The sequence below is a fragment of the Streptomyces sp. Q2 genome (genome assembly GCF_056820935.1).
The window spans coordinates 90,392-108,832 of the sequence record NZ_JBXEJE010000012.1 but is presented as its reverse complement, the minus strand read 5'-3'; the positions used below and the strand labels follow the sequence as shown (position 1 = coordinate 108,832).

Genomic DNA, 18,441 nt, shown 5'->3' with positions numbered 1-18,441 from the left:
GTCATGGCCGCGCAGATCAATCCCAGCATCTTGTCCGCCGACTTCGCCCGCCTCGCGGACGAGGCGAAGGCGGTTGAGGGAGCCGACTGGCTCCACGTCGACGTCATGGACAACCATTTCGTCCCGAACCTCACCCTCGGCGTGCCGGTCGTAGAGTCGCTGGCCCGTGCGACGGACACCCCGCTGGACTGCCATCTGATGATCGAGGCCCCCGATCGGTGGGCGCCCCAGTACGTCGAAGCGGGGGCCTCTTCCGTCACCTTCCACGTCGAGGCGGCCGCCGCTCCGGTCCGGCTCGCCCGGGAGATCCGGGCAAAGGGCGCCCGCGCCTCCATGGCGCTGAAGCCCGCGACACCCATCGAGCCGTACGAGGATCTGCTTCCTGAGCTCGACATGCTGCTGATCATGACGGTCGAGCCGGGCTTCGGGGGTCAGGCGTTTCTCGACATCATGCTGCCGAAGATTCGCCGCACCCGCGAGTTGATCAACAAGCACGGGCTGGAGATGTGGCTCCAGGTCGACGGGGGAGTCTCGGCCTCCACCATCGAGCGCTGCGCGGACGCGGGGGCCGACGTGTTCGTCGCCGGCTCGGCGGTCTACGGCGCATCGGACCCGGCCGAGGCGGTACGTGCATTGCGCACGCAGGCGGAGGGGGCGACGGCCAAGGCCTCCTGGGCATGCGGCCACTGAACCACGGGAACGTGAACGGCTCTCATCAGGGCTGATCAAGTGCGCCGGATCTGCAAGGATGAACGGCGAATCCAGAGTGTGAACAGCAGTGAGGAGATCGCCGTGTCGGGTATGTCGGCGGGCCGGTCAGCCATGCGGATGGGACCCGCTGAGCTGGTGCAGGCGGCGGCCATGGCCCGCCGCTTCTACCTCGAGGGCAAGTCCAAGATCCAGATCGCGGAGGAGTTCGGCGTCAGCCGCTTCAAGGTGGCCCGGGTTTTGGAAACCGCTCTCGAACGGGATCTCGTGCGTATCGAGATCCGTGTGCCGGCCGAGCTGGACGCGGAGCGCTCGGACGCGCTCCGCGCCCGCTACGGCCTCAGGCACGCAGTGGTGGTCGAGTCCCCGGCCGAGGCCCAGGATTCGCCCGATCCCGAGAACCTGGGGGAAGTGGCCGCCGACCTGCTCGGCGAGCTCGTGAACGAAGGTGATGTGCTGGGACTGGCCTGGGGCCGCTCCACCATCCACATGGCGGCGGCGCTGGACCGGCTGCCACCGTGCACGGTGGTGCAGTTGACGGGCGTGTACGACGCCGGAACCGCCGAGCGCGGCTCGGTGGAGGCGGTACGGCGTGCCGCGCAGGTGTCGGGCGGCGACGCCCATCCCATCTACGCGCCGATGCTGCTGCCGGACGCCGCCACCGCGATCGCGCTGCGCAACCAGACCGGGATCGCCCGGGCCTTCGAGTACTTCGACAAGGTCACGGTCGCCTGCGTGTCCATCGGCTCCTGGGAGCCGGGCATCTCCACGGTGCACGACATGCTCAGCGACGAGGAGGTCTCGCACTACGCCTCGCTCGGTGTCGCCGCCGAGATGTCCGCGCACCTCTTCGACGCCGATGGCCGCCGGGTCGGGCGGGACCTGGGCGAGCGGTGCATCACCGTCAAGGCCGACCAGCTCCGCCGCATCCCCGAGGTCGTCGCGATCGCGGGAGGGCAGCGCAAGGCGGCCGCGATCGACGCGGTGCTGCGGTCCGGGCTCGTCACCAGCCTGGTGACGGACACGTCGGCAGCGGACTACCTGATGACGGCCGGGCCCACGCCGAAGCCGGCGCTCAACCGGGCCGACCCCGACGGGATCTGACGAACCGTCCGCAGGGGGGCGGCCGTGGCGGAACTCCGCCACGGCCGCCCCCCTGCCTGGTCCACTACACCGACGATCACCACAACTCTTCAGGGCGGAGCTGAGATGACGGACGAGCCGGCGGGTCGGCGCGTGGTCACGCTGGACCTCGACGGGGTCACGGACAAGGCGGAACTGATGGACCGCTGCGCCCGGGCCCTGGAGCTGCCCGACTGGTTCGGCCGCAACTGGGACGCGCTTTCCGACTCCCTAGGCGACCACACCGTCTGGCCCGAGGACGCCGTCGAGAAGGGGCTGCTGATCGTCGTACGGAACTGGCAGGCGTACGCGAAGGCACGGCCGGACGAGTGGGCGACCGCCCGGGCGGTGTTCGCCGAGGCGGCGGACCGGACGAAGGCGCTCACCGTGGCTCTCGCCCTTGGAGGTTCCTCCTAGGACCGCTCTGACCTGCCTGGATGTTTCGCCCGTGCCGTGTGTGCCGGCCGCCATGGGATAATGAAGTACGTGCTCTTCCCCCTGGCTGACCTGTCCGGGGGCCACCTCTGATCGACTGGGATGTGCAGCACGTGCGTTTCCTCAATGACATCCAGCCCCCGTACGACCTGACGTACGACGACGTTTTCATGGTCCCGAGCCGCAGCGCGGTCGGCTCGCGACAGGGCGTGGACCTCAGCTCCCCGGACGGCACGGGCACCACCATCCCGCTGGTCGTCGCCAACATGACCGCCATCGCCGGGCGCCGGATGGCCGAGACGATGGCCCGGCGCGGCGGACTGGTCGTCATCCCGCAGGACATCCCGATCGAGGTCGTCACCGAGGTCGTCTCCTGGGTGAAGAGCCGCCACCACGTGCTGGACACCCCGATCGTGCTGGCCCCGCACCAGACCGTCGCCGACGCCCTGTCGCTGCTGCCCAAGCGCGCGCACAACGCCGGTGTGGTCGTCGACGAGGAGCAGCGGCCCATCGGTGTCGTCACCGACCGGGACCTGACCGGCGTGGACCGCTTCACCCAGCTCGAAGTGGTCATGTCCAAGGACCTGCTGCTGCTCGACGCGGACATCGACCCGCGCGAGGCATTCAACCGGCTGGACCACGCCAACCGCCGCTACGCGCCCGCCGTCGACAAGGACGGCCGCCTCGCAGGCATCCTCACCCGCAAGGGCGCCCTGCGCGCCACGCTCTACACACCGGCCGTCGACGCGAACGGCAGGCTGCGCATCGCCGCCGCCGTCGGCATCAACGGCGACGCGCCGGCCAAGGCCAAGCAGCTGCTGGACGCGGGCGTCGACACCCTCGTCATCGACACGGCGCACGGCCACCAGGAGTCGATGATCAGCACGATCAAGCTGGTGCGCGGCCTCGACCCGCACGTGCCGATCGTGGCGGGCAACATCGTCGCCGCGGAGGGCGTGAGGGACCTGATCGAAGCCGGCGCGGACATCATCAAGGTCGGTGTGGGCCCCGGCGCCATGTGCACCACCCGCATGATGACGGGCGTCGGCCGCCCCCAGTTCTCCGCGGTCATGGAGTGTGCCGCCGAGGCGAAGAAGTACGGCAAGCACGTGTGGGCCGACGGCGGCGTCCGCCACCCGCGTGACGTCGCGATGGCACTGGCCGCCGGGGCGTCCAACGTGATGATCGGGTCCTGGTTCGCCGGTACCTACGAGTCCCCGGGCGACCTCCAGCAGGACGCCGACGGTCGCCTGTACAAGGAGTCGTTCGGCATGGCCTCCGCCCGGGCCGTGGCCAACCGTACGTCGGAGGAGTCGGCGTACGACCGCGCCCGCAAGGCATTGTTCGAGGAGGGTATCTCCACCTCCCGCATGTTCCTCGACCCGGACCGCCCGGGCGTCGAGGACCTGATCGACGCGATCATCGCGGGTGTCCGCTCCTCCTGCACCTACGCGGGGGCCGGCTCCCTGGAGGAGTTCGCCGAGAGGGCCGTCGTCGGCATCCAGAGCGCGGCCGGTTACGCCGAGGGCAAGCCGCTGCACGCCAGCTGGAACTGAGCAACTCCCTTCCGTACGGCCCCCGTTGTCCCCGCTCGCCGGGAAAGAAACCGGGGGCCGTCCGGGCAGCCGGCCGCTATCGTCGGGTGAATGGAGATCACCGTCTGCGGGCCCGCCGACGTGGCGCTGCTCGACCAGTACATGGGCTCGCCCGGCGTCACCTCGTTCCATGCCCGACGCTTCGCGCGGCAGGAGGCGGGGGAGTGCACGTACCTCGTCGCCTGGCTGGACGGGCGGCCCGTGGGGCACACGGAGATGCGCTGGCTCGGCTGCGCGGCGCCCGACGTCACGGTGGACTGCCCCGAGATCGGCGGGCTGGGCGTGTGGCCGGAGGAACTCCGCTCGCGCGGCATCGGCACGGCGCTGATCCGCGCCGCCGAGGACCTGGCCCGGGAGCGGCGTCTGACGACGGTCGGCATCGGCGTCGGAAGGGACAATCCGCGCGCGGCCGCCCTCTACGCCCGGCTCGGCTACCGCCCCCTCGTCGACTACGTCGACCGGTACGCCTACGAGGACCACGAGGGCACGATGCGTGAATGCGCCGAGCAGTGCACCTTCCTCGTCAAAGAGCTGCCGCAAGGGTGCTGATCAGGGCCCTGTGCAAGGGTCGGAACTCCCCGCGCAACGAACGCCCGCTCATCCGCCGTCAACGCAACGATCTTGCGGAGATGCGCAAGGTTGCCGCATTACGACCGTGATGCCCTGGCTCATAGGGTCATGCCCTGTACATGGCGTGGCGGGGACCCCGCTCGGTGGGTTCCTGCTCTCGTAGGGGTGCCGCCGGTCCCCGCCGCCCTCAGTGGCAGCGACGAAGGAGTCAGCGCGTGCTCGACCAAGGCGCACCCCCGCAACAGCGCAGTCAGAACGGGCCCTCGTCCCCGGGCCTCGGTGCGCGCCTCATGCGTCGCAAGCCGGTGGAAAACCTGGTCGCGGAGGGCGGCCAGGGTGAGGGAGGCAGCCTGCGCCGCTCCCTGGGGCTCTGGCAGCTGACCATGATCAGCATCGGCGCCACCCTCGGCACCGGCATCTTCGTCGTCCTCGGCGAGGCCGTTCCCAAGGCCGGCCCGGCCGTCACCCTCTCCTTCGTGATCGCCGGCCTCACCGCGCTCTTCTCGGCCCTGTCCTACGCCGAACTGGCCGGCACCATCCCGGTCGCCGGATCCTCGTACTCCTACGCGTACGCCACCATGGGCGAGCTGGTCGCCTGGATCTGCGGCTGGTGCCTGGTCCTCGAATACGGCGTCTCGGTCGCCGCCGTCGCCGTCGGCTGGGGCGAGTACCTGAACGAGCTGCTCGACGGGACCCTCGGCGTCACCATCCCGGACGCGCTGTCCGCCCCGCCCGGCGACGGCGGCGTCTTCAACCTGCCGGCGCTGATCGTCGTCCTGCTCGCCATGGCGTTCCTGCTCGGCGGCGCCCGCGAGTCCGCCCGCGCCAACACCGTCATGGTCGTCGTGAAGATCGCCGCGCTGGTGCTGTTCTGCGCGATCGGCGTCCAGGGCTTCCGCTCCGGCAACTACGAGAACTTCATGCCGCTCGGCATGGCCGGGGTCAGTGCGGCCGGGGCGACGCTGTTCTTCTCGTACATCGGCTTCGACGCCGCCTCCACCGCCGGCGAGGAGGCGAAGAACGCGCAGCGCGACCTGCCCCGCGCGATCATGCTCTCGCTCGTCATCGTGACCGCGCTGTACGTCCTGGTCGCGGCCGTCGCCGTCGGCGCGAAGCCCTGGCAGCGGTTCACGGACTCCGAGGCCGCGCTCGCCCAGATCATGCGCGAGGTCACCGGACAGACCTTCTGGGGCACGCTGCTGGCGTTCTGCGCGGTCATCGCCATCGCGAGCGTCGTCCTGACCGTCCTGTACGGCCAGACCCGCATCCTCTTCGCGATGTCCCGGGACGGGCTGATGCCCAAGGTGTTCGGCCGCGTCCACCCGAAGACCGGCACGCCCCGCGCCAACACGGTGATCGTGTCCCTGTTCTGCGGTGTGCTGGCCGCGACCGTCCCGCTCGGCCAACTGGCCGACGCCACCAGCATAGGCACCCTCTTCGCCTTCGGGCTGGTCAACATCGCCGTCGTGGTGCTGCGCCGGACCCGTCCGGACATGCCCCGCACCTTCCGGGTGCCGCTGTCGCCGGTCCTGCCCGCCCTGGGACTCGGCTTCTGCGTCTGGATGATGGGCAGCCTCTCGGCGATCACCTGGGTGGTCTTCGGAGTCTGGATGGCCGTCGGGCTCGTGTTCTACTTCGGATACGGCCATCGCCGCTCCCGTCTTGCCCCATCTGAAGCGAAGTGAACCACCCGCAGTGCTGAACGATCTCGACGAACGCATCGTGCACGCCCTGGCCGAGGACGCCCGCCGCTCCTACGCGGACATCGGGCAGCTGGTCGGCCTGTCCGCGCCCGCAGTGAAACGGCGGGTGGACCGGCTGCGCGCCACCGGAGCCATCACCGGCTTCACCGTACGGGTGGACCCGGCCGCCCTCGGCTGGGAGACGGAGGGGTTCGTCGAGATCTACTGCCGGCACAACACCTCGCCGGACACCATCCGGCGGGGCCTGGAGCGCTACCAGGAGGTCGTGGCCGCGTCGACCGTCACGGGCGACGCGGACGCGGTCGTCCAGGTCTTCGCCGCCGACATGCGGCACTTCGAACGGGTCCTGGAGCGGATCGCGGGGGAGCCGTTCGTGGAGCGCACGAAGTCCGTGCTGGTGCTGTCGCCGCTGCTGCGGAGGTTCTCGTCCGGGTCCCCGGCCTGACCTACTCCGCCTCGCGACGGATCGCGGACAGCAGGCGCCCCGTGAGAACGGCGTGCCCGCCCGTGCGGATCACGAGCAGCCGGTAGAGACCGCCGCCCGGGCCGGGGAACCTGGCCCGGGTCTCGGCCCGCAGCCGCGTGCGGCCAGGGCCCGCCTCGTCGAGGCGGAAGACCAGGGCGTACGTCGAGAAGTGGTGGCGGCCGATCAGGACCAGTTCCCGGCCCCGGTCCGCGGAGAGCACCCGGAAGCCGGGCACCGTCGAGCCCTCGGCCAGCGGCCGGGGCCCGGAGGCCGTACGGTCCGCGCAGCCCACCAGGCGCGCGTAACCGGGTTCGAGTGAGGAGTGGTCCAGGACGTCACCGATGCCGCGCCAGACGGCTTCGGCGTCCGCCGCGATGACGGTGGCGTGTTCGTCGACGTACGGCAGGCCGGCGATCTCCATGAGGGCTCCTTCAGTCGGCCGTCTTGCGGGCGAGCGCGTTGTTCCCTATCGAGTTGTGCACGCTGAAGCTGACCGCGTCCGAGCGGTAGCGGTCGTCGGACCACTCCACCGGCCGCCCTTCGCGGGTCGTCGTCACGCGGCGCACCCGCAGCAGCGGACTCGTCCGGCGGATGCCCAGCAGTTCCGCGTCCCGGGCGCCCGCCGCCACCGCGTCGATGACGTGCTCACCGTAGGCGAAGACCAGGCCGGTGTCGTCGAGAAGGCGCTGGGTGACCGAGGGACAGTCCGGCTCGATCGGCTCGACGGCGGGGGCTATCCAGTCGGCGTACACGGTCCGCTCCAGGAGGACCGGCTCGCCGTCCAGGCCGCGCAGCCGCAGGACGTGCAACACCCCGGCGCCCTCGGGCAGTTGGAGGCGCACAGCGTCCTCCGCGGTCGCCGGACGGTACTCCTGCGCCACCACCCGGCCACTCGCCTCGCGGCCCATCGCGCGTGCCCACTGGGCGAAGCTGCGCAGTTCGGCGAAGCTCTGGCTGCGGCGGCTGGCCAGGACCATGCGGCGGGCGCCCTGACGCGAACCGATGAGGCCCTCGGCGGTGAGTGCCGCGACCGCCTGGCGGACCGTTCCGCGCGAGACGCCGTAGTGCGCCGCGAGGTCGGTCTCGGCGGGCAGCAGACTGCCGACGGTGTACTCCTCGCGGCCGATCGCCCGGCGCAGTTCGTCGGCGATCTCCTCGTGTCGCGCAGCCATGCTCCCCCTCCGAGTCAGCCGCTGTGCACAGCATGACCAGCCTAGTCGACATCCGGCGCCGCCCGGGGTGACTCGGGTTGTGCAGGAATTCAGCGGTCAGGGTTTCGCCAGTGTTTACCGGAGCGACACCAGCGGCGTGCGTACTGAGGCCAACTTGTTCAGACAAGTTCCTGTGCCTGATCGTCGTTCCTTTTGTTTGGCCTCCTGCACCCTCGCGCGTCCCCTGGAGAAGCCGTGACCGTGTCCCTGCCGAGAACAGCCGTCCGCGGCGGTGCCCTCGCCGTCGTCGCCGCGCTGGCCCTGAGCGCCTGTGGCGCCGCCCCCGACACCGCGTCCACCACCGCCGACGGCAAGAACGCCGCCACCGCCACCTCCGCCGCCGACTTCGGCGGCCTGGCCGCCCTGGTGAAGGCCGCGAAGAAGGAGGGCACGCTCAACGCCATCGCGCTGCCCCGCGACTGGGCCAACTACGGCGCCCTCATCGACGGCTTCGAGAAGAAGTACGGCATCAAGGTCGAGGTCGAGAACCCGGACGGCACCAGTCAGGACGAGATCAACGCGGTCACCTCCCGCAAAGGCCAGGGCCGCGCCCCGGACGTCCTGGACCTCGGCAGCTCCTTCGCGCTGAGCGCGGCCCAGCAGGGGCTGCTCGCGCCGTACCAGGTGGCCGCCTTCGCCGACATCCCCCAGGGGCAGAAGGACCCGAAGGGCCGCTGGTACAACGACTACGGCGGATACATCTCCATCGGCTGCGACGCCAAGCGAGTCACCACCTGCCCCACCACCTTCAAGGACCTGCTCAAGCCCGAGTACAAGGGCCAGGTCGCCCTCAACGGCAACCCCACCAAGTCCGGTTCCGCCTTCGGCGGCGTCTGGGCGGCCGCCCTCTCCGACGGCGGTTCCTTCGACGACATCCAGCCCGGCCTCGACTTCTTCGCGAAGCTCAAGAAGAACGGCAACTACACGCCCGTCGAGTCCACCCCGGCCACCGTCGAGAAGGGCGAGACGCCGATCAGCATCGACTGGGACTACCTCAACGCCGGGTACGCCGACGAGTTCAAGTCCAAGGGCGTCGACTGGACGGTGTCGGTGCCCAGCGACGGCCAGTTCTCGCAGTACTACTCGCAGGCCGTCAACAAGGACGCCCCGCACCCGGCGACCGCCCGCCTGTGGCAGGAGTACCTCTACAGCACCGAGGGCCAGAACCTGTGGCTCAAGGGATACGCCCGCCCGGCCCTGATGACCGCCATGGAGAAGGCCGGCACCCTCGACACGGCGGCCGCCGCCAAGCTGCCCAAGGTCTCCGGGACGCCCTCCTTCCCGACCGAGGCCCAGCAGGGCAAGGCCAAGACGGTCCTCGGACAGGGCTGGGCGAAGGCCGTCTCCGGATGACGGCCACCCTCCCGCACCTCGACACGGCGACCGCCGCTCCGGTGAAGCGGCGGCGCCGTGCCCTCGGCCGGCTCGCCGTGGTCCCGCTGCTCGTCTTCACCGCGCTCGCCTTCGGGCTGCCCGCCCTGGCCATGCTCGACGGTGCCTTCACCGCCAAGGACCCGGCCACCGGGGTCAGTTCGTACACCACCGAGAACCTGACTGCCTCGCTGCAGGGGGCGTATCTGACCGCCCTGATCGGCAGCGTGAAGCTGTCCGCGGTGACGGCCGGGATCGCCGCGCTGCTCGGGCTGCCGCTCGCCCAGGCCGTCGTGACCTCCCGCTCCCGCGCCCTGCGCGAGGCGGTGCTCACCGCGTCCGGGGTGCTCGCCAACTTCGGCGGCGTCCCGCTGGCCTTCGCCTTCGTCGCGACCCTCGGCAACGCCGGTGTGCTGACCCGGTACTTCGGCCTGACCGGCAAGGGCTGGGACCTCTACAGCTTCTGGGGCCTGGTGATCGTCTACCTGTACTTCCTGATCCCGCTGATGGTGCTCACGATCACCCCGGCGCTGGAGGGGCTGCGCATCCAGTGGCGCGAGGCCGCGCGGAACAACGGCGCGACCTCCGTGCAGTACTGGCGGCACGTCGCCCTGCCCGTGCTGCTGCCCTCCCTGCTCGGCGGACTCGTCCTCCTCTTCGGCAGCGCGTTCGCCGCCTACGCCACCGCGGCGGCCATGGTGGGCAGTTCGGTGCCGCTGGTCACCCTGCAGATCGCCGACGCCATCTCCGGCAACGTGCTGGTCGGCCAGGAGAACGTGGCGCTCGCCCTGAGCCTCGACATGGTCCTCGTCGCCGGTCTGGTCATGGCGGTGTACCTGCCCCTGCAACGACGGAGCGCCCGATGGCTCGCCTGAACTCGTGGCGGTGGCTCGTGTTCGGCCTCGCCGCCCTGTACTTCCTGGTGCCGCTGGCCGCCTCCGTGGTCTTCACGGTCGACGTGCCCGGGCAGGGCGTCACCTTCGACGCCTACACGCAGATCGTCTCCGCCGACGGGTTCGTCGCGAGCCTGCTGCTGTCACTGGAACTGGCCGCCGCGACGATCGCGCTCGTCCTGCTGCTGATGGTGCCCGCCATGGTCGCCCTGCGGCTCGGCGCGCCCCGGCTGCGGCCGGTCGTCGAGGTGGTGTGCTCGCTGCCGCTGGTGGTCCCGCCGATCGCCTTCGTCGCCGGTATCTCCACCGTCCTCAAGTGGGGGCCCGAACACCTCTCACGCACCCCGCTGTTCCAGACGTTCGTGGCCATCCAGAACCCGGACTTCCCGTTCGTGCTCGTCCTCGCGTACGTCGTGATGGCCCTGCCGTTCGTGTACCGGGCGCTGGACGCGGGCCTGCGGGCCGTCGACGTCCCCACCCTCGTCGAGGCGGCCCGCAGCTGCGGCGCTTCCTGGCCGCAGGCCCTGGTCCGGGCCGTGCTGCCCAACCTGCGCGGGGCCCTGCTGAACGCCTCATTCCTCACCCTGGCCCTGGTGCTCGGCGAGTTCACCGTCGCCCAGCTGCTCGGCTTCCGGCCGTTCGCCGTGTGGATCTACAGCGTCGCCGGATCGCAGGCCCAGCTGTCCGTCGCCGTGTCCGTGCTCAGCCTGTTCGTCACCTGGGCACTGCTCCTCGCGCTCGCCGGAGTCGGCGGGCGCGGCCGTACCGAGTCCCGGGGATGATCATGACCGCGACCACGCTTGAGAAGACGGCCACCGAGAAGGCCGCCACCGTCGAATTCCGGGGACTGCGAAGGGAGTACGGGCCGACCGTCGCCCTCGACGGCCTCGACCTGACCGTCCGTCCCGGTGAACTCCTCGCCCTGCTCGGCCCCTCCGGCTGCGGCAAGACCACCGCGCTGCGGATGCTCGCCGGGTTCGAACACCCCGACTCCGGCGAGGTACTGGTCGACGGCGAGGACGTCACCCGCGTCCCCGCGCACCGGCGCGACGCCGGGATGGTCTTCCAGTCGTACAGCCTCTTCCCGCACCTCGACGCGCTCGACAACGTGGCCTTCGGGCTGCGGATGCGCAAGGTGCGTACGGCCGAACGGCGTGCGCGCGCCGCCGAGTTGCTGGAGCTGGTCGGCCTCGCCGACAAGGGCGGGCGCTACCCGCACCAACTCTCCGGCGGCCAGCAGCAGCGCATCGCCCTGGCCCGCGCCCTCGCCCTGCGCCCGCGCGTCCTGCTCCTCGACGAACCGCTGTCCGCGCTCGACGCCAAAGTGCGCCTCACGCTGCGCGAGGAGATCCGGCGGCTCCAGCAGGAGCTGGGCATCACCACGCTGTTCGTGACCCACGACCAGGAGGAGGCGCTTTCCATGGCGGACCGGGTCGCCGTGATGCACGCCGGGCGCCTCGAACAGTGCGCCGCCCCCGCCGAGTTGTACGGCCGCCCCGCCACCGCCTTCGTCGCCGAGTTCGTGGGTACGATGAGCCGGATCCCGGGTCTGCTCTCCCACGGTGTCGTCGAGGTACTGGGACAGCGGCTGCCGGTCGACGGCCAGGCCCCGTCGGTGACCGAGGTGGACGTGCTGGTGCGGCCCGAGGCGATGGGCGTACGGGCCGACGACGCCGGGGACGCGCGCGTGGTCGCCACCGCGTTCCTCGGAGCGGCCGTCCGGGTCACCGTACGGCTCGCCGACGGCACGGAGGTGAAGGCCGACCTGCCCACGCACGAGGCGGCCGCGCTCGGTGCCGGGGCCGCGGTGAGCGTCTGCCTGCCGGAGCGTCCCGTGCTGGTGGCCGAACGCACCAGCTGAACCGCCCCCACGCAGGAACACGTAGGAAAGAGACAACTGTGACTCGACTCCCGCTCCAGGCCGTCCTGTTCGACATGGACGGCACGCTCGTCGACACCGAGCGGCTGTGGTGGGAGGCGGTGCAGCGGGTCGCCGGACGCACCCTGACGGAGGCGGACCAGCCGGAGGTGCTCGGCCGTCCGGTCGAGCACACGGCCGCCTGGCTCGCCGCGGCCACGGGCACCCCGGCCTCGGACCTCGCCGACGCCCTCCACCGGGAGTTCGCGGACCGGGTGCACACCGGCATCGTGCCCCGCCCGGGCGCGCTGGACCTGCTCGACGCACTGGCCCGGGAGGGCGTACCCACCGCCCTGGTGACCGCATCCCCCCGAGCGATAGCCGACACCGTGCTGGCGGCGCTCGGCGCGAGCCGCTTCGCGGTCTCCGTCACCGCCGACGACACCGAGCACACCAAGCCCGCCCCCGACCCGTACCTCGCCGCCTGCCGCGCCCTCGGCGTCGACCCCGCCGCCTGCGTCGCCGTCGAGGACACGCAGACCGGTGTCAGCTCCGCCGAGGCGGCCGGCTGCGCGGTGCTCGCGGTGCCCTCGCTCGCCCCGATCGAGGCGGCACCCGGCCGGACCGTGCTGGCCAGCCTGGAGGACGTGACGCCATCGCGGCTGCGCGCCCTGCTGCCGCGGACACTGCGCGTCATGACCTGGAACCTCTGGTACGGCGGAACCAAGGTCCGCGACCACCGCGCCAAGCAGCTCAAGGCCATCACACAGACCGGCGTGGACGTGGTCGGTCTCCAGGAGACGTACGGCACCGCCGCCCAGGAACTCGCCGACGCCCTCGGCTGGTATTACCACCGGGCCGGGGAGAACCTCGGCATCATCAGCCGCCACCCGATCACGGCCCGCTTCGGCGACCCGGACGTCGGTTTCTACGGGGCGGCGGGAGTCCGGATCCGGACCGACGCGGGCGCCGAGGTGGACATCTGGACGACGCACCTCGACTGCGAGCCGTACGGGCCCTACGAGTCCGCCTTCGACGGGCTCGCGGCCGACGAGCTGACCGCCCACGAGGAGATCCGGCTCGGTCGGCTGCGGGACACCCTCGGCCGGATCGACGACACCGTGCCGGTCGTCCTCGTGGGCGACTTCAACAGCCCCTCCCACCAGGACTGGCCGGACGTCGAGTGGCCGGTGACCAAGGCGGCCGCGGAGGCCGGCTTTCGCGACTCCTACCGCGAGGCCCACCCCGACCCCGTACGCGACCCCGGCCACACCTGGTCCCCCGTCCACGCCGAGCACGAGGACGGCAGCGGCCGGCCGGAGCCGCAGGACCGCATCGACTTCGTCCTGCACCGGGGTCTGCGGGTGCTCGACTCCGGGACGCACGTCAGCGGACGTCCCCGGCCGTGGCCGGACGTCGAGGACAACGACTGGCCGTCCGACCACGCGGCCGTGATCACCACATTCTCGCTGGGCGGCGGGGCGGAGCCGGTCTAACATCGGTTCCATGACCTGGCGACATTGATCCACCAGCAGTGCCTCCCGCAGCCGTGCCCCCCGAGGGCCGCCTCGGACGCCGTACCTCCGGCGTCCGATTCGTCCCTGCGGGAAGGCCCCATGACACTCTCACCTGCGCGTGTGCCCGACACCACCGGTGTGCGACGGCTCACGGCCACGCTGTACGGCTACGCGTTCCTCGACGACCTCGTCCTGCTCTACCCGGTGTACGCGCTGCTGTTCGCCGACACCGGTCTGTCCCTGTGGCAGATCTCCTCCCTGTTCGCCCTCTGGTCGCTCACCGCCGTGCTGTTGGAGGTCCCCTCCGGCGCCTGGGCCGATGCCGTGTCCCGACGCACCCTGCTGTGGATCGGCCCGCTGCTCACCGCCCTCGGCTTCGCACTGTGGGTGACCGTCCCCTCGTACGGGACCTTCGCGCTCGGCTTCGTCCTGTGGGGCGCCGGGGGAGCGCTCGGCTCCGGCGCCCAGGAGGCGCTGGTCTACGACGAACTGGACCGGCTCGGCGCCGCCGACCGGTACGCGCGCGTCATGGGCCGGGCCCGGGCGGCGCGGCTGCTGGCCACGATGGCGTCCATGGGTCTCGCGGGCCCGGTCCTCGCGCTGGGCGGCTACCCCGCCGTGGGCGCGGCGAGCGTCCTGGCCTGCCTGCTGACCGCGGCGGCCGCGACCCGGTTCCCGGAGCACCGGGAGCCGTCGGCGGCCGGGGACGGCGGCTGGGCGACGAGCCTGCGGGCCGGACTCGCCGAAGCCCGAGGGGACCGGTCCGTGCGGGGCGCTCTCCTGCTGGTGCCGGCGGTCGCCGCGGTGTGGGGCGCGCTCGACGAGTACACGCCGCTCCTGATCCGCGACCTCGGAGTGGCGGACGAGACCGTGCCCCATCTGGTCCTGCTGATCTGGGCGGGCGTCACCGCCGCGAGCCTGCTCGCCGGAGCGGCCGAACGCCTGGGCACGACCGGACTGGCCGTGCTGCTCGCGGGAGCCGCGCTCGCCCTGGCCGCGGGGGCCGTGGCCCGGACACCGGCCGGCATCGCTCTGGTGGCGCTCGCCTTCGGCGGCTTCCAGCTGGCCGAGGTGCTCGCGGACGTCCGCCTCCAGCACCGGATCGAGAGCACCGGCCGGGCCACCCTGACCTCGGTCGCGGGCCTGGGCACCGAACTGGTCACGGTCGCCGTGTTCGGTGCGTACGCCGTGCTCGGCGAGCGCGCTTCGCACGCCACCGTGTTCGCGGTGTTCGCGGTGCCGTACCTGGTGACGGCGGTCGTGCTGGCGGCGAGGGCGCGGCCGGCCGTGACTTAGCCGTGCGGGCGGCGGGGTTTCTCGCCCCCGCCGCCCCTACCCGTCCCGTCCCATCCCAGGGGGCTCCGCCCCCTGGACCCCAGCCTTGCCCTCCCACCACCCGACTCGGTCGGTCGAAAGAATGGGCTGACGCAACGAATCGCCGCCGGACGGCCTGTGCACGCAACGATCGGCTCGTCGGCGCGCAACGGCTCCTTCTTGTCCGCCCGAGCCCGTCGCCCGTACCGTCTACATGGCCCCCGCAACCACCCTTCCGCCCGGTGAGGAACACGCATGCGCACCGCCCTGCTCCAGAGCTCCGGCCGCCCCGGCTCGAGCGTCGAGAACCTCAAGGTCCTCGACGAGGCCGCGGGCCGGGCCGCCGCCGCGGGCGCCGGGCTCCTGGCCGCGCCGGAGCTCTTCCTCACCGGGTACGCGATCGGCGACGACATCGGCCGCCTCGCCGAGCCCGCCGACGGCGAGGCCGCGGACGCGATCGCCGAGATCGCCTGCCGGCACGGCCTCGCGATCGTCTACGGCTATCCCGAGCGGGCCGCGCACCTGGTGCACAACTCGGCCCAGCTGATCTCCGCCGACGGCACCCGCCTCGCCAACTACCGCAAGACCCACCTCTTCGGCTGTTTCGAACGCGACCACTTCACGCCGGGCGACGAGACCGTCGTCCAGGCCGAGCTCGACGGTCTGCGGGTCGGCCTGATGATCTGCTACGACGTCGAGTTCCCGGAGAACGTCCGCGCCCACGCCCTCGCCGGCACCGACCTCCTCGTGGTGCCGACCGCGCAGATGCACCCGTTCCAGTTCGTCGCCGAGTCGGTCGTGCCGGTGCGCGCCTTCGAGAACCAGATGTACGTGGCGTACGTCAACCGCGTCGGCCAGGAAGGGGAGTTCGACTTCGTCGGACTCTCCACCCTCGCCGGCCCCGACGGGGTCTCCCGCACCCGCGCCGGACGCGGTGAGGAGCTTCTCCTCGCCGACGTCGACCCCGCGTTCCTCGCCGCGTCCCGCGAGGCGAACCCGTATCTGTCGGACCGCCGCCCCGGGCTCTACGGGTCCCTGGTCTGAAGACCCCAACGCCTTTTTCTGCAACGCCCTTTTCCGTGCAAGGAGTCCGTACCCCATGACGTCCACCGTGCCCAACGCCGTCGAGCACGCAGACGAACAGCAGCCGCCGATCACCATGTTCGGCCCGGACTTCCCGTACGCCTACGACGACTTCCTCGCCCACCCGGCGGGGCTCGGCCAGATACCCGCGACCGAGCACGGCACCGAGGTCGCGGTCATCGGCGGCGGCCTGTCCGGCATCGTGGCCGCGTACGAGCTGATGAAGATGGGCCTCAAGCCCGTCGTCTACGAGGCCGACCGGATCGGCGGCCGGCTGCGGACCGTCGGCTTCGACGGCTGCGACCCCTCCCTCACCGCCGAGATGGGCGCGATGCGCTTCCCGCCCTCCTCCACGGCGCTGCAGCACTACATCGACCTGGTGGGCCTTACGACCCGGCCCTTCCCCAACCCCCTCGCGGAGACCACGCCTTCGACCGTCGTCGACCTCAAGGGCGAGTCGCACTACGCCGAGACGGTCGACGACCTGCCCCAGGTCTACCGGGACGTCGCCGCCGCCTGGAACAAGTGCCTCGAAGAGGGCGCCGACTTCTCCGACATGAACCAGGCCATGCGCGAACGGGACGTGCCGCGCATCCGCGAGATCTGGGCCAAGCTCGTCGAGAAGCTCGACAACCAGACCTTCTACGGCTTCCTCTGCGACTCCGAGGCCTTCAAGTCCTTCCGCCACCGCGAGATCTTCGGCCAGGTCGGCTTCGGAACGGGAGGCTGGGACACGGACTTCCCCAACTCCATCCTCGAAATCCTCCGCGTCGTCTACACCGAGGCCGACGACCACCACCGCGGCATCGTCGGCGGCTCCCAGCAGCTGCCGCTGCGCCTGTGGGAGCGCGAGCCGGAGAAGATCGTCCACTGGCCGTACGGCACCTCGCTCGCGAGCCTCCACGAGGGCGGCGAGCCCCGCCCGGCCGTGACCCGGCTGCACCGCACCGCGGGCAACCGGATCACCGTGACGGACGCGAGCGGCGACATCCGCACCTTCCAGGCGGCGATCTTCACCGCCCAGTCCTGGATGCTGCTGTCGAAGATCGCCTGCGACGACTCGCTCTTCCCGATCGACCACTGGACGGCGATCGAGCGGACCCACTACATGGAGTCGAGCAAGCTGTTCGTCCCCGTCGACCGGCCGTTCTGGCTGGACAAGGACGAGCAGACCGGCCGGGACGTCATGTCGATGACCCTCACCGACCGCATGACGCGCGGGACCTACCTGCTGGACGACGGTCCGGACCGGCCGGCCGTGATCTGTCTGTCGTACACCTGGTGCGACGACAGCCTGAAGTGGCTGCCTCTGTCCGCGGGCGAGCGGATGGAGGTCATGCTGAAGTCGCTCGGCGAGATCTACCCGAAGGTCGACATCAGGAAGCACGTCATCGGCAACCCGGTGACGGTCTCCTGGGAGAACGAGCCCTACTTCATGGGTGCGTTCAAGGCCAACCTGCCCGGCCACTACCGCTACCAGCGGCGCCTGTTCACCCACTTCATGCAGGACCGGCTGCCCGAGGACAAGCGGGGCATCTTCCTCGCCGGAGACGACATCTCCTGGACGGCCGGCTGGGCCGAGGGCGCCGTCCAGACCGCGCTGAACGCGGTGTGGGGCGTCATGCACCACTTCGGCGGGACGACCGACGCCACGAACCCCGGACCGGGGGACGTGTACGACGAGATCGCCCCCGTGGAGCTCCCGGAGGACTAGGGCCTCTCGTCTGGACCAGCCCGCGACGCCGGGATGATCCAGACGACAGGCCCAGATCACCGGTCGGGCATCGGCGTGAGCAGCATGCGTCCCGCCAAACCCACCGCCGCGTCCAGGCGTTCGGTGAACTCCTCGGCGACGTCGGGCAGCCGGCGCAGCACCCACAGGGCCCGAGCCGCGGTCCACGTCGCCTCACGGGCGCGCTCCAGGCTCCATGCGCCGAGCAGATGAGTGAGCGGGTCGGCGATCTGGAAAAGGTCGGGGCCCGGCATCAGCTCTTCGCGGATGCGCTCCTCCAGCGAGACGAGGAGATCGCCCACGCGGTCGAACTCGTCCTCCACGTCGGCGGGTTCGCAGCCGAGCGTACGACAGGTGTCCACGACGGCGAGCGCCAGGTCGTGCCCGATGTGCGCATTGATGCCCGCCAGGGCGAACTGCAACGGACGTACGCCGGGATGCCGTCGGAACTGGAACAGGGGCCGCCAGCAGGCCGGTGGACGCCGCTCCTCGGCCACCGCCTCGACGGCGTCGAGGTAGCGCTCCGCGAACCGCACGTCCAGCGTGATCGCGGCCCGTGCGTCCCCCAACTGCCCGCTGTCGATGCGCCGGTCGACCGCCTCGGTGACGGCGAGGTAGACGCGGTTGAACACCGCGAGGCCGTCGTGCGCCGGCAGGGTCGTGTCGAGCGCGCGCATACGGGAGATGACGCCGTCCACGGGAGTGACGACGCGGTCGGCGGGAGGAGCGAGTCGCTCAACGGGGGTGGTGACTTGTTCGCATTGCACCATGTGGGCAGAGTCGCAGCTTTAGGCTGGCCCGGGTACCGGCAGGCCCGACGCTTCCCCAGAACGGGGGAACGCGCCTGCCGCAGGGGAGCCCGA

General features: G+C 71.2%; 18 protein-coding genes. 15 read left to right on the top strand and 3 right to left on the bottom strand.

From position 1 onward, the window contains the following. Positions 1-3 precede the first annotated feature (3 nt). The 7 genes from rpe (at position 4) to ACWBNA_RS15225 (ending at position 6,578) form a co-directional block, all read left to right on the top strand. Positions 4-690 carry a ribulose-phosphate 3-epimerase gene (gene rpe / locus ACWBNA_RS15255; RefSeq protein WP_383865784.1) on the top strand — a complete coding sequence of 229 codons (687 nt, stop codon included), beginning with the start codon at positions 4-6 and terminating at the stop codon, positions 688-690. 78 nt (positions 691-768) lie between these two features. Further along, positions 769-1,812 carry a sugar-binding transcriptional regulator gene (locus tag ACWBNA_RS15250; protein ID WP_482704873.1) on the top strand — a complete coding sequence of 348 codons (1,044 nt, stop codon included), beginning with the start codon at positions 769-771 and terminating at the stop codon, positions 1,810-1,812. A gap of 105 nt (positions 1,813-1,917) precedes the next feature. Continuing rightward, positions 1,918-2,247: a barstar family protein gene (locus ACWBNA_RS15245; RefSeq protein WP_482704872.1), complete on the top strand. Its 330-nt coding sequence runs from the start codon at positions 1,918-1,920 to the stop codon at positions 2,245-2,247. A gap of 131 nt (positions 2,248-2,378) precedes the next feature. Next, positions 2,379-3,821, top strand: coding sequence for a GuaB1 family IMP dehydrogenase-related protein (locus ACWBNA_RS15240; RefSeq protein WP_482704871.1), 1,443 nt, complete (start codon positions 2,379-2,381; stop codon positions 3,819-3,821). A gap of 90 nt (positions 3,822-3,911) precedes the next feature. Next, on the top strand, positions 3,912-4,409 hold the full coding sequence (locus ACWBNA_RS15235) for a GNAT family N-acetyltransferase (protein ID WP_482704870.1): 498 nt from the start codon (positions 3,912-3,914) through the stop codon (positions 4,407-4,409). A 236-nt stretch (positions 4,410-4,645) separates the two neighbouring features. Next, positions 4,646-6,115, top strand: a complete 1,470-nt coding sequence (locus ACWBNA_RS15230; protein ID WP_482704869.1) for an amino acid permease — start codon at positions 4,646-4,648, stop codon at positions 6,113-6,115. Between the two features lie 10 nt (positions 6,116-6,125). Next, entirely contained in the window at positions 6,126-6,578 is a 453-nt protein-coding gene (locus ACWBNA_RS15225) for an Lrp/AsnC family transcriptional regulator (RefSeq protein ID WP_482704868.1), read from the top strand. Between the two features lies 1 nt (position 6,579). Here the strand turns inward: ACWBNA_RS15225 and ACWBNA_RS15220 are convergent, their stop codons facing one another. Together ACWBNA_RS15220 and ACWBNA_RS15215 are read right to left on the bottom strand one after the other, a co-directional pair. Continuing rightward, positions 6,580-7,020 (bottom strand): SRPBCC family protein, encoded by a 441-nt coding sequence (locus ACWBNA_RS15220; protein WP_482704867.1) that lies wholly within the window; start codon positions 7,018-7,020, stop codon positions 6,580-6,582. Between the two features lie 10 nt (positions 7,021-7,030). Beyond that, positions 7,031-7,771, bottom strand: a complete 741-nt coding sequence (locus tag ACWBNA_RS15215; RefSeq protein ID WP_482704866.1) for a GntR family transcriptional regulator — start codon at positions 7,769-7,771, stop codon at positions 7,031-7,033. A gap of 234 nt (positions 7,772-8,005) precedes the next feature. Between ACWBNA_RS15215 and ACWBNA_RS15210 the strand changes: the two genes are divergently transcribed. The 8 genes from ACWBNA_RS15210 (at position 8,006) to ACWBNA_RS15175 (ending at position 17,560) form a co-directional block, all read left to right on the top strand. Next, positions 8,006-9,163: an ABC transporter substrate-binding protein gene (locus ACWBNA_RS15210; protein ID WP_482704865.1), complete on the top strand. Its 1,158-nt coding sequence runs from the start codon at positions 8,006-8,008 to the stop codon at positions 9,161-9,163. Beyond that, entirely contained in the window at positions 9,160-10,056 is an 897-nt protein-coding gene (locus ACWBNA_RS15205; RefSeq protein ID WP_482704864.1) for an ABC transporter permease, read from the top strand. Before ACWBNA_RS15210 ends, ACWBNA_RS15205 begins: the two co-directional genes overlap by 4 nt. Next, positions 10,044-10,856, top strand: coding sequence for an ABC transporter permease (locus ACWBNA_RS15200; protein ID WP_482704863.1), 813 nt, complete (start codon positions 10,044-10,046; stop codon positions 10,854-10,856). The genes ACWBNA_RS15205 and ACWBNA_RS15200 overlap by 13 nt, the downstream gene beginning before the upstream one ends. Before the next feature lie 2 nt (positions 10,857-10,858). Further along, positions 10,859-11,935, top strand: coding sequence for an ABC transporter ATP-binding protein (locus tag ACWBNA_RS15195; RefSeq protein WP_482704862.1), 1,077 nt, complete (start codon positions 10,859-10,861; stop codon positions 11,933-11,935). Between the two features lie 38 nt (positions 11,936-11,973). After that, on the top strand, positions 11,974-13,428 hold the full coding sequence (locus ACWBNA_RS15190; protein WP_482704861.1) for an HAD-IA family hydrolase: 1,455 nt from the start codon (positions 11,974-11,976) through the stop codon (positions 13,426-13,428). Between the two features lie 120 nt (positions 13,429-13,548). Beyond that, the gene (locus ACWBNA_RS15185; protein WP_482704860.1) at positions 13,549-14,745 is read left to right on the top strand and encodes an MFS transporter; all 1,197 of its coding nucleotides are present in this window, start codon (positions 13,549-13,551) and stop codon (positions 14,743-14,745) included. A 273-nt stretch (positions 14,746-15,018) separates the two neighbouring features. Continuing rightward, positions 15,019-15,807, top strand: coding sequence for a carbon-nitrogen hydrolase family protein (locus ACWBNA_RS15180; protein WP_482704859.1), 789 nt, complete (start codon positions 15,019-15,021; stop codon positions 15,805-15,807). Positions 15,808-15,862: 55 nt separating this feature from the next. Beyond that, positions 15,863-17,560, top strand: a complete 1,698-nt coding sequence (locus tag ACWBNA_RS15175; protein ID WP_482704858.1) for a flavin monoamine oxidase family protein — start codon at positions 15,863-15,865, stop codon at positions 17,558-17,560. A 56-nt stretch (positions 17,561-17,616) separates the two neighbouring features. Here ACWBNA_RS15175 and ACWBNA_RS15170 read toward each other — a convergent pair whose 3' ends face one another. Continuing rightward, positions 17,617-18,348 (bottom strand): DUF5995 family protein, encoded by a 732-nt coding sequence (locus ACWBNA_RS15170; protein ID WP_482704857.1) that lies wholly within the window; start codon positions 18,346-18,348, stop codon positions 17,617-17,619. Between the last annotated feature and the right edge of the window lie 93 nt (positions 18,349-18,441).